This window comes from Endozoicomonas sp. ALB091, assembly GCF_049310265.1.
Classification (GTDB): domain Bacteria; phylum Pseudomonadota; class Gammaproteobacteria; order Pseudomonadales; family Endozoicomonadaceae; genus Endozoicomonas.
Window position 1 is genome coordinate 1 of record NZ_JBLYNQ010000006.1, and the last position, 15217, is coordinate 15217.

At 50.1% G+C, this 15217-nt stretch carries 22 protein-coding genes; all 22 read right to left on the reverse strand.

Going from position 1 to position 15217, the window contains the following annotated elements:
* Positions 1–322 (reverse strand): hypothetical protein (locus ACO6UX_RS07025; RefSeq protein ID WP_422446174.1); only part of this gene is annotated, 322 nt, incomplete at its 3' end.
* A gap of 11 nt (positions 323–333) precedes the next feature.
* Complete coding sequence (locus ACO6UX_RS07030; protein ID WP_422446176.1) at positions 334–687, reverse strand: hypothetical protein; 354 nt, start codon at positions 685–687, stop codon at positions 334–336.
* The gene (locus ACO6UX_RS07035; protein ID WP_422446178.1) at positions 687–1292 is read right to left on the reverse strand and encodes a hypothetical protein; all 606 of its coding nucleotides are present in this window, start codon (positions 1290–1292) and stop codon (positions 687–689) included. Before ACO6UX_RS07035 ends, ACO6UX_RS07030 begins: the two co-directional genes overlap by 1 nt.
* On the reverse strand, positions 1293–1949 hold the full coding sequence (locus ACO6UX_RS07040; protein ID WP_422446180.1) for a DUF6682 family protein: 657 nt from the start codon (positions 1947–1949) through the stop codon (positions 1293–1295). It abuts the gene before it with no gap.
* Between the two features lie 3 nt (positions 1950–1952).
* Positions 1953–2270, reverse strand: coding sequence for a hypothetical protein (locus tag ACO6UX_RS07045; protein WP_422446182.1), 318 nt, complete (start codon positions 2268–2270; stop codon positions 1953–1955).
* Between the two features lie 108 nt (positions 2271–2378).
* Entirely contained in the window at positions 2379–3245 is an 867-nt protein-coding gene (locus tag ACO6UX_RS07050; RefSeq protein ID WP_422446184.1) for a hypothetical protein, read from the reverse strand.
* A 34-nt stretch (positions 3246–3279) separates the two neighbouring features.
* Complete coding sequence (locus ACO6UX_RS07055) at positions 3280–4266, reverse strand: hypothetical protein (RefSeq protein ID WP_422446186.1); 987 nt, start codon at positions 4264–4266, stop codon at positions 3280–3282.
* Positions 4267–4501: 235 nt separating this feature from the next.
* The gene (locus tag ACO6UX_RS07060; RefSeq protein WP_422446188.1) at positions 4502–6550 is read right to left on the reverse strand and encodes a portal protein; all 2049 of its coding nucleotides are present in this window, start codon (positions 6548–6550) and stop codon (positions 4502–4504) included.
* 109 nt (positions 6551–6659) lie between these two features.
* A complete protein-coding gene (locus ACO6UX_RS07065; protein WP_422446190.1) occupies positions 6660–8267 on the reverse strand; it encodes a hypothetical protein in 1608 nt (535 codons plus the stop codon).
* The gene (locus ACO6UX_RS07070) at positions 8243–8602 is read right to left on the reverse strand and encodes a hypothetical protein (protein WP_101746078.1); all 360 of its coding nucleotides are present in this window, start codon (positions 8600–8602) and stop codon (positions 8243–8245) included. Before ACO6UX_RS07070 ends, ACO6UX_RS07065 begins: the two co-directional genes overlap by 25 nt.
* 2 nt (positions 8603–8604) lie before the next feature.
* Positions 8605–8853 carry a hypothetical protein gene (locus tag ACO6UX_RS07075; RefSeq protein ID WP_422446192.1) on the reverse strand — a complete coding sequence of 83 codons (249 nt, stop codon included), beginning with the start codon at positions 8851–8853 and terminating at the stop codon, positions 8605–8607.
* A gap of 2 nt (positions 8854–8855) precedes the next feature.
* A complete protein-coding gene (locus ACO6UX_RS07080; RefSeq protein ID WP_422446194.1) occupies positions 8856–9278 on the reverse strand; it encodes a 3TM-type holin in 423 nt (140 codons plus the stop codon).
* Positions 9256–9654 (reverse strand): M15 family metallopeptidase, encoded by a 399-nt coding sequence (locus ACO6UX_RS07085; RefSeq protein ID WP_269671913.1) that lies wholly within the window; start codon positions 9652–9654, stop codon positions 9256–9258. The genes ACO6UX_RS07080 and ACO6UX_RS07085 overlap by 23 nt, the downstream gene beginning before the upstream one ends.
* A gap of 178 nt (positions 9655–9832) precedes the next feature.
* A complete protein-coding gene (locus ACO6UX_RS07090; protein ID WP_422446197.1) occupies positions 9833–10699 on the reverse strand; it encodes a GIY-YIG nuclease family protein in 867 nt (288 codons plus the stop codon).
* A gap of 152 nt (positions 10700–10851) precedes the next feature.
* Complete coding sequence (locus ACO6UX_RS07095; protein ID WP_422446199.1) at positions 10852–11262, reverse strand: PIN domain-containing protein; 411 nt, start codon at positions 11260–11262, stop codon at positions 10852–10854.
* Positions 11263–11401: 139 nt separating this feature from the next.
* Complete coding sequence (locus ACO6UX_RS07100; protein ID WP_422446201.1) at positions 11402–11539, reverse strand: hypothetical protein; 138 nt, start codon at positions 11537–11539, stop codon at positions 11402–11404.
* A 432-nt stretch (positions 11540–11971) separates the two neighbouring features.
* Positions 11972–12364: a hypothetical protein gene (locus ACO6UX_RS07105; protein WP_422446203.1), complete on the reverse strand. Its 393-nt coding sequence runs from the start codon at positions 12362–12364 to the stop codon at positions 11972–11974.
* A 61-nt stretch (positions 12365–12425) separates the two neighbouring features.
* Positions 12426–12737 carry a Ref family recombination enhancement nuclease gene (locus ACO6UX_RS07110; RefSeq protein WP_422446205.1) on the reverse strand — a complete coding sequence of 104 codons (312 nt, stop codon included), beginning with the start codon at positions 12735–12737 and terminating at the stop codon, positions 12426–12428.
* Between the two features lie 7 nt (positions 12738–12744).
* Positions 12745–13248, reverse strand: a complete 504-nt coding sequence (locus ACO6UX_RS07115) for a DUF1367 family protein (protein WP_422446207.1) — start codon at positions 13246–13248, stop codon at positions 12745–12747.
* Between the two features lie 88 nt (positions 13249–13336).
* Positions 13337–13894, reverse strand: a complete 558-nt coding sequence (locus ACO6UX_RS07120; RefSeq protein ID WP_422446209.1) for a replication protein P — start codon at positions 13892–13894, stop codon at positions 13337–13339.
* On the reverse strand, positions 13779–14873 hold the full coding sequence (locus tag ACO6UX_RS07125; RefSeq protein ID WP_422446211.1) for a hypothetical protein: 1095 nt from the start codon (positions 14871–14873) through the stop codon (positions 13779–13781). Before ACO6UX_RS07125 ends, ACO6UX_RS07120 begins: the two co-directional genes overlap by 116 nt.
* Positions 14870–15178: a hypothetical protein gene (locus ACO6UX_RS07130; RefSeq protein WP_422446213.1), complete on the reverse strand. Its 309-nt coding sequence runs from the start codon at positions 15176–15178 to the stop codon at positions 14870–14872. The genes ACO6UX_RS07125 and ACO6UX_RS07130 overlap by 4 nt, the downstream gene beginning before the upstream one ends.
* Between the last annotated feature and the right edge of the window lie 39 nt (positions 15179–15217).

Below are 15217 nucleotides of genomic sequence, written 5' to 3' on the forward strand. Positions count from 1 at the left end.
CCTCCACCGATTGATGCAAGACCACCATTTCCTGTTTCAGGGTGGTCAGTTGCAACTTGTCGGCGTCGTGGGCATCGTGCCAGCTTTTGATCTCGTTATATCGCTGGGTAATGTCCGTGTTGATCTGCCGGTTTTCCGTGGTCATGCCCCACAACGAGCTGGACAATGTATCAGCCCGGTCTGAAGCACTATTGATCAGCGGTAGGCTACTGGCTACTGCCTGTTCAATGGCAAGCCGGTCTGCAACAATCTTTTGCTGCAAGGCTGCAACAACGGCCACATCATTGACGATGTTGGTCACAACGGTGGCTTCAGTGGTCATACCTGTTTCTCCTATCCAAGTGCGTGGGTAACCCCGGACTGAATCTCCACCTTACCGATAGCAATGGTCGATACGGCACTGCCATCCGGGGTAATTAACTGCAAATCGTATTCGTAGCGGTAAGGTGTCAGCTCGTTGGTGTCTTCCGGTGCCAGGTACATCACCGCCGTCGAACCGGATACCGTCATCCGTTTTTGCAGTACGGCATCGTCGTCCGGCTGCATCCGGTGAAATTTCAGGGTAAAGATCAGCTTCCAGCCGGTCAGGTCCTGAAGCTGGCCATCATCCCCCTCGAACGCTATCGGGATGGCATAACTGTCTCCCCGTAAAAAGGCGGGCAGTTGCTTTTCGGTTGGCATGGCCATCAGACAAATCTCCTTCTCGTCACCGATTGCTCGCCACCGCTGACTCCGACCAAACCACGGATACGCTTACGGTTCAGTTCCTTCTCATACTTCTGCCGGTTTACCTCACTGAGCTGCGGGTTCGTCCAGGGTTCATCGGGCATCATTTGCAGGTCGGCCAGTACACCCCAGCAGGCAAACTCAAGGGTCAGGTTGCCCACATCGTCCGGTATCTCTGTCGCTTCAAAGGCAGGCATCAGGGTCAGCTCGATGTCGTGCATGGCGTCCTTGTCCGGGATCGGGGCAACGTGCAGGGCAGTAGTTTCAACATGGCGGTAGTAGTAAGGGGTTCCGGCAGAAAGATAAGGGGGCAGCAGATCACGGCTTTCCAGCCGGGTGCCGTCTTCGCGCAGGATATTCTGCACTGTAGCGATGTCGCTGCCAGCAGGTGCGGTCAGGTCGTAATCCTTGATCCCCTTGACCATAAACAGTTTGTCATGGTGTCGCCAAAGATTTGCCCGGTGGCAAATATCCCGCAGGACAATAATCAGGTAATTACGGATTACCTGATCCGGACAGCCCTTGGCATAAGGGCGGATTCGGGAAAGGTAGGCGTCCAGTTCCACTTAGTTCTCCCCGATACTACCCTGAAGCATCTGCCGGAACATTTGATCCACGTTCCACTTCAACCCCAGGTCATTGGCAAACATGGCAAGGTAACTCTGGGCCTGCTGCATATTGGCTTCCGTTTCCATATCCATGCTGAATGCCCTGAACAGCATGTAGTTGATCACCGGGTTCAGCCACAGATCATCAAGGCTGAATAACTGAGTGTCGGTGTCAAAATCGGTAATCTCTATTCGTGCGGGAGCCTGACTGACCAGAAGATTCAGCTGATGATCTGCTGGGGGCACAGGGTACACATAAAAGACCGATGGGCTTTTCTGGTCATAGACATACTGCTCCACGTCCGTGCCGGTGGCTGTCGTCCAGTTGGGCAGCAGACTGTCGAGGCTGCTGCGGGTGGTGGCGATCACCGTCCGGCCTGATGTCGGGTTATCCACAATGTCCAGCAGCCGGTACGTACCAGGGGGCAGCGACTGCACAGCCTGTGCCTGACAGGTAAAGGCCAGTAGCTGCGAGTTCACGTCTGGCCGGTTCTGCACCACGGCCAGTAGCGCTTCGTTATAAGCATCCTGCAGGTCACTGTTAGTCCAACGTGGCACAGCTGTGTTGTCCTGAAGCAGGTTGCGCACCCGCTGGATGATGGCGATAACCTTCATACCTTATAGCCGGTTTCCCTGCTGGTCACAGAACTCCAGATCTACCCCCATTCGTTTCTTCAGCTTGGGGTTGTAGATAAAGACGCTATTGGTGTTCTTGTTCAGTACAAACTGCAGAGGCTTTTTCCCGGCCTTGGATGAAGTTGTCGGCTCCTCCGGCTCTTCTGGCTTTTCCAGCAGATCATCACCATTCATCAGTAAGCGAACTTCATCTTTTAGATCATCCAGCTTCTTGCGCTTGTCCAGCTCCACGTTAAACATCTGCCGGGCAAAAGATTCCAGTTCATCCTTGCTGCGGCAGGTTTCCAAATCAAAGGCCATCTTTTGTATCTCCATGAAAAGCTTTTCACCACAAAGACACGAAGACACAAAGAAAAGCTTTTTGTCTTTTCCTTCGTGCCTTTGTGACTTTGTGGTTCAAAAAAGAGGTTAAGAACGCTTGGCTGCCAGCAGCACACCAGCATCAGGCTTCAACACCTTGTAGCCATACACCTGCAGGCCACGATGGCCCATACCGAAGTGCTTCTCCAGCGTCAGGCTTTCATGCTTGATAAACTGCGAAGCGAATCCGGCAAAATCCTTCACGCACGCCATGCACTGGGTCACCCCCGAAGCGGTGGCCAGGTTGTTGCTGCAATAAAGCGTGAACCGATCAATGATGCCCAGGCGGCCATTTCGCATGATGGAGGTACCATCTCCGGCCAGCGAAGCATCCTTCAGCTCGGACTTCTTGATCATGCCGCACACCCAGGGTGGCAGTACCAGCCAGCGGCCGGACTCGGGAATGTTCTTCTCGTCCAGCAGGGTGCCCATATCGACGATGTAATCCAGCACATTGGACTTATCCACAACCACGCCGGTACCACCGCCGTCGATCTTGTTATCTGGATGGACATCGGTATAGATATTCCCAAGTACATCGCCGTCTACTGCGATCTTCACGTTTTCTGCTGCATCAGCAGAAGACTCGTTGATCAGCTCAATATTGGACTGTGCGCTCTGGATGTAGTCATCAATAAAGGCGTAGTACTTGGTCTTGTCGATGGGCATTTCCACCTTGGGTGGTTCCAGATCCTGATACTCAACCCCCACGGCACGGTCATAATCCGCTACCGTAATATCGGGGCGGGTACGGATCACTACCTTGGAGCCTTCCGACTGGATCTCACCTTCCCAGTTGGTGTTGCAGATAGCCGACAACACAGTTCGTTTATAGAACTTCGCGTTGAGCTTTTTGGAATAAATAACGGGCAGGGCATTTGCCATAGCCCCCGTTGGAAACGTGGTCGTTGCCATGATTCAGATCCCTTGAATCTCTTTCGAGAAACGATTAGAGCCTGCCTCCCTGCTTGATCCACTGGGCCAGAATTTCATCGAGTTTTTCTTCATTGTCGTTAAACTCTTTCTGCGGCATGGCCGCAATCTGGTCCAGTGTCATTGCCGGTTGGCGACCCTGAGTGGTCGGTTTCGAGCGGGACCGCACTGGCGGTTCGCTCATCTGTTTTGCCTGCTGCATTTTTTGCGCTGGATCAGGTGCAGGTTTGGGCGCAGGCTTATTCAGACCGGCAGCCTCTTTATAGAGACTCATGACCTGCGCTGCCCCTAATGGGCTGACACGACTCAGCTCCTGAACATCAGCCGTTTGTCGTGCAAACCAGCCTTTAAAGTCCTCACTGGCAGAGATCTGCTCCACATCAGGATGAAGACTGCGCAACTTGCTCCAGAATACCTGCCAGGCCTGCTTCGCCTCCTGCTCCTGCCGTGCCTTCTCAATAGCCACCAGCCGCTGCTCCAGTCTCCGGTTGAGCTGTTCTGACTCATCCAGCTTGTTAAACACCGGATCCAGTTCCTGGTAATCCTTACGGAGCTCCTGAAACTGATCAGACGGCTCTGGTTCGCTACTGGGTTGGTTCGGCTGACTCAGACTCTGCTGACTGAGCAGATCCACTTTGGCCTGCAGCAAAGCCATCTGTTGCTGAAGCTCCGTATTGCTGCGCTCCAGATCAGCGGCTTTTTGCGTCGCCCGGGTCATCAGGGCATGGGCATTCTTGCGGGACTCTTCCGCTTTGGTGTACTTGTCCTGCCAGTCTTCACCGCTCTCTTCACGAGATGTGGGGGCAGGCGGCTCTGACTCTTCGTCAGTCGCTTCCGGCTCCGGTGGCGGGGGTAACTTATCAGCGGGTGGGTTCTGGTCGGTCTGCTTGTCCTGCTCGTCCTCTTGCTGTGCAAAAGCGGCAGGGGCTTCCGTTTCAAGACCCATTAAGGCTGCCAGTTCAGCATCAGTTTCCTGATCCAGCTTTTCGGCATCAATTGCCATTTTCACTCTCCCTGTGGGGCGCTATGGCTTGTCCACATTTGGTTTAGCCTGATTTTGTGGGGCTCGGGCTTATCCACATATTTCAGGCATTCACCGGTAACCGCTCCATGCGTTACCGGCATACCGCCCATCCCTGGGCATAAAAAAACCGCCGAAGCGGATTAGTTTTTACTGCTGTTTCAAATACGTCGCAGCCCTGAGCTGCAAGGCGATAATGTCATCCAACTCCTGCACTCTACCCTGCAGGACGCGCAAATTGGTTGAATCCTGGCACGTTGCCAGTTTCTCCAGCAGCAGCTTGCGTCGGCGCAGAAGATACTCCTCCACCACTTCGTACTCCGGACGATTGCTCACCGTCAGAACGGCTTCTGCCTCCTGCGGCTTCAGGTGCATGGGATTGGGCATAGAGTTCTTCCTCGGGTCTCAGGGCTTTATCCGGATCAATATCCAGGGATTTCAGGTATTCGTTATACAGATAGCGATGGTCAGTCATGGGCCCCAACACCGGATTCATGCTGACATTCAGGGCATTCATCATCCGTTCCGATTGCAGCTCTTTGGCCACCAGCGCGGCACTGCCCATAGCCACCACATCCAGATCGCCCCGTTTGGCATCTTCGCTATCACTCCAGCGCATGGCGAAATTGAACAGACTGTCGATCAGAGGAACTGTTGCGTAGTCGTCTATATTTTTCACCACGCTTTTCAGGGCCACATTGGCAGCGGTCATCAGCATGCTCATACCGCTGGCAGTTTTGTTCAGGCTCTGAGTCTGTTCGCCATGGGTATAACTGGGGAGTGAGGTTTCTTCATCCGCAAACCTCCGGAACATTTCAAAGATGCCGGACAAATCATTCTGATTGCTCTGGATATTGATGGCCTGAATCATCGGCCCTTCACCGGCCTCTCCATCATAAAACCAGAGCCGGTAGGGATAGATCTTCTTGGCATCTTCCAGGCTCATACCTTCCGGAAATTTGCTCACATCCATCTGGAACATGGGACCTGCAGTCAGGGCTGCGTTATCCAGCAGGGCTCTGCCAGTGGAGTTCATAACATCCTGACTGTCGTTCATCATGTAGGGGATGCCGATACCCCAGAACCGATGCAGCACACTTTCATAAGGAACAAACTTATAGGGAATCGCTTCCGGCTTCAGTGGGTTCAGTCTGGCCATAATCATCCGGCCATCGCAGATCCAGATATTGGCCTGATACTCTGCCTGCTCATCAATATCGGTAACGCCATACTCCATGAGCTGATGACCATCTACCGGCCCCCAGTACTCCAGCACATCAAAACGCTGGGGCGTAACATATTGCTCATCGTTATTGTTGATATTGCGCAGTTCCCGTTCGTAATCTTCAGGAACATGATTACCCTGGGGAGACTCCATCAGAATGGCGTGAATGGTATCAGTCTCAAAACCGGGACTACCTGCCAGTTCCCGAAACTCATGTTTGGTCAGCACATGGCGCCGAAAAAGATCATTAGGCTTACCCGGATCATGGGAATAGGGATCCGGAAACAGATCAAAGACACTGGCCCATTCAATATCCGGCTCAATGCTCTGGTGCTCGTTGAGTTTCCATTCGTCACCTTCACTTTCCCACTTCTCATGGTTCCGAATATTCAGAGTGGCTACCTTGATGCAACCGGTTCCCAGGGTTACCTGCTCACGAACCATTTTTTTGATTTCGGTAAGTACGTTGGCATTAATCAGATAGTCCTTGATCAAACGCTTCATCTTCATGGCAGCGGTATTGGCCTTTTCCAATGCTTCCGCCATCAGTTCCCGCTCCATTTCATCGTTACGTTCCTGGATGAGTTGGTTTCGGGTTCGGGGATCAAGTCGATATGGCAATAGTTCCTGAATAGCCATCATCCGGATCTGCTGCTTAATGGCGGCAGGAATATCAGACAGTGGACTGGGAACAATATCCCAGAAAGAATCCACATTCTGAAACAACAGATCAATAAGTCGTGAGTAGGCCGCATTCACTTTGGTGGCGGTGATTTTGATAAACACCCGGCTCAAGGCCTGCTGCTCTTCCATCACCTTTTCCTGCTCGGGTCCGTATTCACCTTTCACCGCCCGTAGAGCTTCCAACCACTCGTCTTCCACTTCCCTTCGGGCTTCCCGATAACCCTGCCAACGGCTGTAAAGATCTGAAGCAAAGGCATCACGCACCGCCTGTTCACGACGTTCGTTGTCCAGTGCTTCATCCAGCTCCGCCTGAGTCACTTGATCCGGAGTAGCGACCATTACCAGTCCGTGTTCCATTACCTGACCTTCTTGCCCCTGCGTCGCTGCCACTCAAAACGATGGCCGGCCATAATGGCTGGCCAGCTACCCACCATCTGCTGAGTAAAAAGAATGATTATCCGTTCCATCAGTAAGCCGATTTCCCTGGAGCCCGATACTTCAGCTCATTGATATTGATCTTGCGCCGTGGCAGCTTCAGCACCATTTGCTGGGCGATGGCGTAGCTGACCACCCGGTCGTCGAAGCAACCTTCCTGGGCATTGGTTGCTCCATTGTCTTCAATCACGTAGGTCTGGCATTCCTTTACCGTCTCTACGTTGCAGATCCCCGCATCACCATCCCTGAGCAATGCCGCCAGGTGATCAATCATTAACGGTTTTGATTTGGTCGTGGTCAGCCAGCCGATCCGCTTGGTGCGTTTCTGGGTGCGCTGGTCCACGGTGGTTTCCATGTAAAGATTGGGGTACTTCAGGTCTTTCAGTTTGGTGATGGTGGTCAGGCCGTGGTTGTTTCTTTCCACACCGATCAAAGCATTGTTGTAATAACGACCCAAGTGATTAAGCATCTTACCCAGATCATCCGGAGCCACATGGCCAGACCAGTGGGCAACCTGATAACCGGAACGATCCAATACGTCGATGGATGAATAATCACCGTGCTTGTGTTTGTCATTGATGGGAGCTAGTCCCTCAGCAACATCGCAGCCAATCACATACTGCTGGGCACCATCTGGTGGATACCAGGTTTTCAACAGTCCCGGTTTCTTCCGGTTCAAGCCATTAGGTGTTAACTCACACTGCCACTTGGGCGAATAGCACTCCAGCTTCGCAGCTTCGGTATGTTTGGGATCAAAGACAGGCCGACCAGAGAACAGAAACGCTTCCTGAATATTGCAGGGGTATTCCTGCTTGAACTTGTCTTCGGATTTCAGCTCATAGATTTTCTGGCGTCGCCACTGCAGCTGCCCATCATCCAGATCGTAAGTCTGTTTCAGGTATCGTTCGTCGGCATCTGTCGTGAACTCCTGGGGGACTTCGGCACGGTATTCGTCCTGCCAGAACCAAGGTATAAACACCAGTTCAAAATCACCGCGCCCAGCATCAGCGTCCATAACATAATCATAAAACACACCACCGACGCCGTTAGCAGTGCTCTCCAGAATGACCTCAGTATTTTTTTCATTAGGTACTGCCTGTAATATACCCGCCAGGTGTTCATCCGCATTGGGCCAGAAGGCTACTTCCGATCCATGAAACAGCTGCGCTGTGGATGATCGACCTGCTCCCTTATTGCCAGCGGTTCCCACCCGATACCCGGAATCGTGGTAAAACTCCAACAGCTTGGAGCTTTTATTCTTGAGCTCCCTCTGGGTAAACGGTGGCTGATTGTCGTGGTACCGCTGCACCATATCAAACAGATTGGCGGTGGCATCGGCTTCATGGGTCAGGATGTAGGCTCGTAACCCCTTGCGATTGCTCACCAGCCAGTAAAAACGACCTTCAGTATAGGTGGAGCAGCCCTGTTGTCGTCCTTTCAGTACAACAATTCTCACCTTGCCCGTGCGCTGGCGTTGATCCTCAATGCGTCTATCCAGGTAGAGCTGAGCCTTATTGAGTTGAAAGGGAATGACTTTGGCGCTTTTGGTGCGGATCTTCAGGCACTTGCTGGCGTAAAACTGAAACTCAGTCAACAGCCGTTCCCGGGCTGGCTTTACCCGTCTTTTTCTTCCAGCCATTCGTCCAGCGTCGGTATCTTTTCCGCTACCACAGTCTGCTCATGGCGATCCCGCCAGTGGTAACGGTTTTTCATATACATAATCAACATGGCTGGTGAAACATCCTTGTTAAGCCCCAATGCTCCCTGCATGTATTTTTCTTCCCAAAATACTTCAGCCAGAACATCTGCCTGAGCCACGGCCTCAGCAAATTCCTCATACTTGTCCATATATGACAGAAACGTGTTATAGCTGATCCCCATTTCCGTAGCGGTAGCCTTTCGGCTTAAACCGGTGCTCATCAACTCCTTCACCTGATCACACATTTCCGGTTTGTATTTGCTGTGGTTGGCCATGGTTAGAATAGCTGTTTGATGGCAAAGGCTATGATGCCTGCGGTAGTGGTGGCAGCGATCCATTGAATCACACTGCTGATGGTCGAGTTTTTGAGTACGGCTTTCTCAATAGTGTCCAGCCGTTCTTCACTGCGCTTTTCCCTCAGAGCCAAGTTCACCATCCTTTCATCGTGTTTAGCCAAGGTCTGCAGGATCTGGGTGATGCCGTCCAGCTTCTGCTCAATGCGATTGAACCGTTCTTCATCACCCATGGCTATCTCCTTGCAACACCCTTTAGTTTCTCAATGGTTCGGGCACCACCCAATCCAAGTAGACAGAGCAACAAAGTAATCACCGTGCTGGTGTCTGTTGTGGGTAACTGTTGAACCACTTCAGACTTATCAACAAGCATCAGTCCGATGATCACCACATCACGAACAATCCAGGTCCAGGCAAGAATAAACACACAGAGCCAACCAAGAGCGGGTCGCCAACCGGAGACAAAGACGGAGGGATGTTTGGCTTCTTCGATATTGGCCAATGCCTGGAGAATATGAGGCTGTTGCAACTGGTGATTCAAAGACAGTTCAGCTTTGGCTCGCTCTTCATCAGACGTGAACAAGCCATCAAGCCCACCCATCAGCGCTTTGGCAATTCCAGCCATTGGGTTCAGGTTAATCATCGTCCACCAGCTCAAAGTGCGGGTAATCCTTAAACCGGTGATCTTTCAACTTACCATCTCGATCCCAGTCACCACCCCAGCGCAGCTTGATGCCCATACCCTCAGCAACCCCCAACACATACCCGGCAAAGTGAGCAGACCGTTGATAATCAAACCAGTCCAAGGGATAAGCCATTACATCCACCGCCTTGCTGGGCAGCTGATTGTGGTTACTGTCTGGCCATTGCAACTGCGACTGACCATTTTCAAACGCCAGCATCTGGGCAGCTTTGCCCCGATGACCACAAATAATCGTGCAATCGTAATGCTCAATCACTTTTTTGAAGACACGCTGAAGCCGCTCATCACAAGTCGACAAATGTCGCCTGGACGAAGCGGAAAAGTGAAACATGAAGCCCCTTTTTTATAGTGGTTCAGTTTGGAGGGATAAAAAAAGAAAACCCGGCAATGAGGGCCGGGTTTCTTTGAATGAATCAAGCAGTGGGAAGTGCGTTATCGGGAACTTTCCCAACATGAGCTTTTACCGTACTTATACTGACATTATGAGTCAAGCTACAGATAAAGTTTTGTTAGATTGCTTTGGCAAGATGATACAAAGCTATCGTAATAAATGGTGAATAACATAGAGAAAATACGCAAGGTTCTGTTTTCAGCATTCGAGTGAACGTGATTACTCTTTTTCGAAATAATGAATAAATACTTCTAATCTGTATAAAACACCGTATATAAGAAATTGGAAGGTATGAAAAAATAAAAGCAATGCCTTTAGCATCACCGTCAGAAATAGATGTTTTGCTTGAAAGTAATAAGTAAAGGGAACATCCTACTAAAGCCATTACAATGTAAGAAGTGGCTCTGAATTTATCTTCGAGTTTATAAATTGTTTCTTCTGCATTATAATCATGTAACTGCTTATCTTTTGTAGGTAAAAATACATTTTCTGAAAAATCTTCATTGATTTTACTGGGCTGCATCGGTATCTTTGCGAAATTTCCCACCGAATTTTGATCAGTTACTAAATTATTTCTCGATTTTTTAGGCGTGGTAACTTTATTATTTTTCTCTTCTTGGTTGTGATCAGTTTCGTCTAATGTTTTTATTTTATTAATTTCACTCTGTAAAAACTTATCAGTAAAGATATTGCTATACGGCATATTTATTGACATGAAAGCATCAATAGCCATATCTATGTCACAGCTAAAAAACTCTCTTTTTTTATTTTGACGATAAGCTGCCAAGCTACGATGGATAAGACTTTCAGCTTTTCTTGCATTCTGAAAATAAACCCAATAGGCAACCTTAAATGGAAGTGGAACTCCTGTATTATTTAAGTCACTATCTTTTATGCGCTCTTCAGGTGTCTTTTTTGTGTACCCGATTTTTAAGCGATCAGGGAATGCTTCATTTTTAAGAATATAAACGTATCCTGCAGTCATAAAATTTCGTTGGTTCAGCTTACATAGAATCCATTTGAGATATTGGACTAATTAAACTATGAAAAGTTCCATGAACTGCAATCTAAAAAAAATTCTAACGGACACTCGCTTCGCTCGTTCTGCTGAAATTGGGCGTTCACATCACTCTTTTTTCAGCCCAGCCAATCGGCAAGTTGTAATCCAGAAACTCTGGAAAATTTCCGCTGATTATAAGTGACCATCCCCCTGCTTCTGGCATGGCCTGTCAGCAAAGTATCATAAGCACCGATCTGCTGCCCACTTCTTAGTTCCTCTCTGACTTTTGCTGACTCCCGGGCGGCTGCCCAATCAAAGTCGATCAGGTTCACCCCCTCTAAAAAGAACGACAGCTTACTTTCCTTGGACTGTCTGTGTTCAGAGTCGCCTTTTTCAGTGCCAAACTGCAATTCGTAACAGGAAATGGATGAAACATTGACCTTTCCCTGATGCTCAATAAACTTATCAATGACCGGGCGATTATGTTTTAAAACCGCATTACAAATGTCAGTATCAACTATGTATTCAGCCATTAAGTAGCTGGCCATATGGAATCACATATTTCTGGCTACTTGGGCAGGTGCTATGCGAGGCACAACGGAGGGAGCATAGCCGTAGTTATGTGACCGGAGTTGTAACGAAGTATAGTGTCTGAACAAGGAGTCAGAAATATATGATTTCATATGGTTAGCTACTTAAAAGTCCTCCCGATCCTGGCATGCTGGTTGCTCTCGCTGGCAAACCATCAATGGGTTCCACCTTTAGGAACTCTTCCCAGTAGTCTTCGACAGGCGTCAGGATAATGGCTTTTCCTTCTTTACGCACGGCTCAGTTCAGGTTAAGTGTTGGTCCACTCCCCAAAGCCAGAGAAATCGGTAGTTTTCCGGAATTGCCGCTTTCCTCACCACAGCATACTGTCAGAGGTTTTGTGGAAAAGCACCAACACTTATCTGGAACTGAGCCTTTACGCACCATGACTTACTAAACCGTACCAGGAAAGACAAGCTCTTTTGGAATTCTGACAGCCTGCGTTTTATTGTTAAAAAATACGCTGCTCTCCATAACCCAACTCAATGTATATAACCAAGATCAGAAGTGGAAAGGCTGCAAGTTAATACTCAAAATGAATGACGCCCATCTGTTCCAACAGGTGCTGAGCCTTATCTTCCGCCTGATTTACCCACTCATCACAAACCGTAAGACAGGCTTTTTTCCAACGGAACATCGTCCGCTCACTCCGTCCCTTGATCTCAACCCCTACGCCCCCCTTTTTTTCCTCAGATAGTTGTGTTGGAGTTCGTACATTAGCCAGAGTCTCAGCAGCACCGGATTACAGCGAAGGGGTTTCGGCAACCGTTGATCTGTTCGTAGGTGATGCTGTATCAGCTGCCATGCGTGAATACGATTTGCCTGATTATCGTCATACCGGATCGTCAAAATGGCAAAAAGTTCCGGCTGCATTCTTTCCCGCAACTCACCCTTACGAATACCATCATCACCTAGTCGCTCATCCCTGGTGCTGCGATGCTCTGGCGCAACGGCTGTCTTGCGATAACCAGCGTTGATATCCTGCTGCCAGCTGGCGGTTTTTATCATCAGCTCAGGTGTTCCGAAAATGCGCATCAACGCAGGTTCGAGGGCAAAGTACATGGTATTCTCCTGATTCAAGGCTTGTTCTTGTGCGAACTTCAATCCATAGCAAACAACATCTTCAGACTCCGATATAACCCACAAAGGTTTGGCGATAACGCTGCACCTCATCACGGGTACGCCTGACCAGTTCAGCTTCTGTGCCATAGCGTTTTACAAACAGAGTTGCATTGACGTGTATAGCATCAGGATAAAACCGGTGATGACCAGGACATAACGGCATCGTGTCAAAATGACTGGCCCGTCTTCCAGATCCAGTACCACTGCGTTGATGGTGAACCTCTGCCAACACACCAGAAAACCCATTTAACCGACAAGCAATACAACCCAGTTGCGCAACAGCTGCCATATAGCCCTTTTCTGCCTTGGTCATCCGTCACCTATTCGTCATAGTGGATAAACTGTTCAACCAGCTGATCCACTTGCTCACGACTCCAGCCACGCTTTGGACTCAGCACATAGCGGAGAAATACATCCAGCACCGCTGAGTACACTTTCTCAAACTCCACCTGATCCATATTCCGGAAAGCGACACTTCTGGCTCTTACCCGCACCTTGCCATCCGGATAACCAAACACGTCATAAAATCCAGCCTTGACCATGGCCCAATAACGGAACTCATCGAAATCAGGCGCTGGTGTGACCCACTGATTTGAACCGGCAATCCTCACCGGTGCCTGTGGTAACTCTTCAAACACCTGATAAGCCAGAGTGCAGAGCTTCATAAACTTGCGATGGAACAGGCCATTGCGGGTCTTGCGAAACTCAGCACTGATCATCTGCCCCGGCTTCAGTTTGAGAATGAACTGCTCATCGCTAGCAGACACAGGCAACAAAATCGGCTGTGGCTGATAGCTGCGAACCAGTTCCAGTTCAGCCCCCATCAGATCGTTTCCACAAAAATCCAGCAGCCCATTATCACCAACGAGACCCAGACTACCGCCAGCATCGCGCCATCCCTTAGCTCATTCATCAAAACATTTTCTGCAGCTTTGCCCTAGCTCCCTCACCATCCAGGGGATCAATGCCCTGTTTCTCCATGGTGTCCCGCTGCAATTGATCCGAATGGGTGGACGGATCAAACTGATACTCAATGGATAACTGGTCTTCCAGAGGCAAGCCCTGACATACACGGTTAACCTGCTTCTGGTACGCTGCTCCGAACCGGCGCTTCACTTCCCGACACTCATCAGCGGTACCGGCATTCCTCAGTTCATACCAACCAGCGGCATGCCCGGCCAGATACACCGCCCGGTGACTCCATTCGTGGTGGTTGGGCTGACCAGCAAACTCATTGGCTTCCAGCCAGGCTTTGCCTAACGTGGGCAAACCCATTTCCTCTGGCAATGGCTGACACAGCTTGCGAAACTCCGGAGCAGTGGGAGGCCAGTCCTTACCCCCTAACCGAACCCGGTTAGTACCCATCGCCAACTGGTTGGGGTGCAAGTCCTTCAGGGTCTCCAGCCACTGCCCCGTCCGATCCACCAGTCCGTGCTCCCGTGTCCACTTTGCCCCGAATATGCCCGTCATGGTTCCAAACAGGTCCGCTATCATTCTCGGGGTGATAGCCATTGTCGTGTTCTGGTTCGTAGAGGTGCTTGTTCGCTTCGTAGACTTGATCAATGAGGCTGGGTTTTTCAGCAGTTCCTTGCCGGTTTTCATGGTTCACCATCCACTGGCTGATTACGTTATCGGGGTCGTTCAGGTAAGTCAGGGTCTGCATCACGTACTCGGTGTCAGTCTTGCCGGTCTGATCGCAGTAACGGGCATAGCGCATCACATTGTCGAGCATAGCTTCCTGACTGACGCCCTCCTTGATCCGGGTCTTGTACTTCCCGTAAGACTGTCGCTTGTGTCCCTTGCGACCTTCCCGGTTTGGGTACTGTGCCCACCATTGCTCAAAATGGTCGGGGAATTCTGGTGCTGCGGTGGCAACTGCGGGGGCAATGTCTGACTGACCGGGTACATCGTCGGATGTACCCATAGTTTTTAAAGCGTTCTCTATTTCTCTATTTCTCTTATTCTCTGGGCGAACTTTTGACGAACCATTTCCGAACCATTCACGAACCTGTTCGACAAGCCCCTTGGTGTCCTTGGAAGCTTTGTAATTACTGGCTCTCAGTAATTCCTGCTCAACGATGCCCATGACCGGGAGCAAAGTGCGTGGCAGGGTACGAGGCAGATCCAGAAACAGACGCAACCGTGCATCCATCTGTGCCACGTTATCGGTTTTGTTATGGTCTATAAATTTGTTGATGCAGAGGTAATCATGCTCTTCGGCGGTGGTTAGGAACTCGTTCGTGACCAGTTCGTGAAGTGTTCGTGACACCATTGATGCATCCCAGCCAAGGTCACCCATGATGTACGCCGGGGGCAGACTAAAAATACCCAGCATATTGCCGTGCTTGCAGGTCAACAGATAAGCCGCCAACAACTTACCCTGATCGCTAACCTGCTCATGGCGCAAACTATCCCAAAACCGGCTCTCGATCTTGCCAAAGGCTTTCATTCGTCCACCTCCGCAAACCAGTTGGCTGCCCGATCGAATTCCTTCTGGTGCCGACGCCCCCAGCTTATTAAAAAACCTCTCAGGTGCCTGCCATCCCTGAACGTATCCGTAAATGTGGTGACGTAATACTGGTGTGCGTTCAGTATTTCACAGTCAAGATCCACATCGGGAAAGAGCTGCCGCAGTTCTCCGTAGCAGTCTTCTGTGATCACCACCGGCTTATCCCTGTCTTGTATTTCCCATCTCAATCGTTTCAGTGACTGTGGTAAGACCTTGGCTGCCTGTGCGGTCGTCTTTGTTATCATTGGTGCATACGTCCTTTTCTTTTTATAAATAACCCGGGA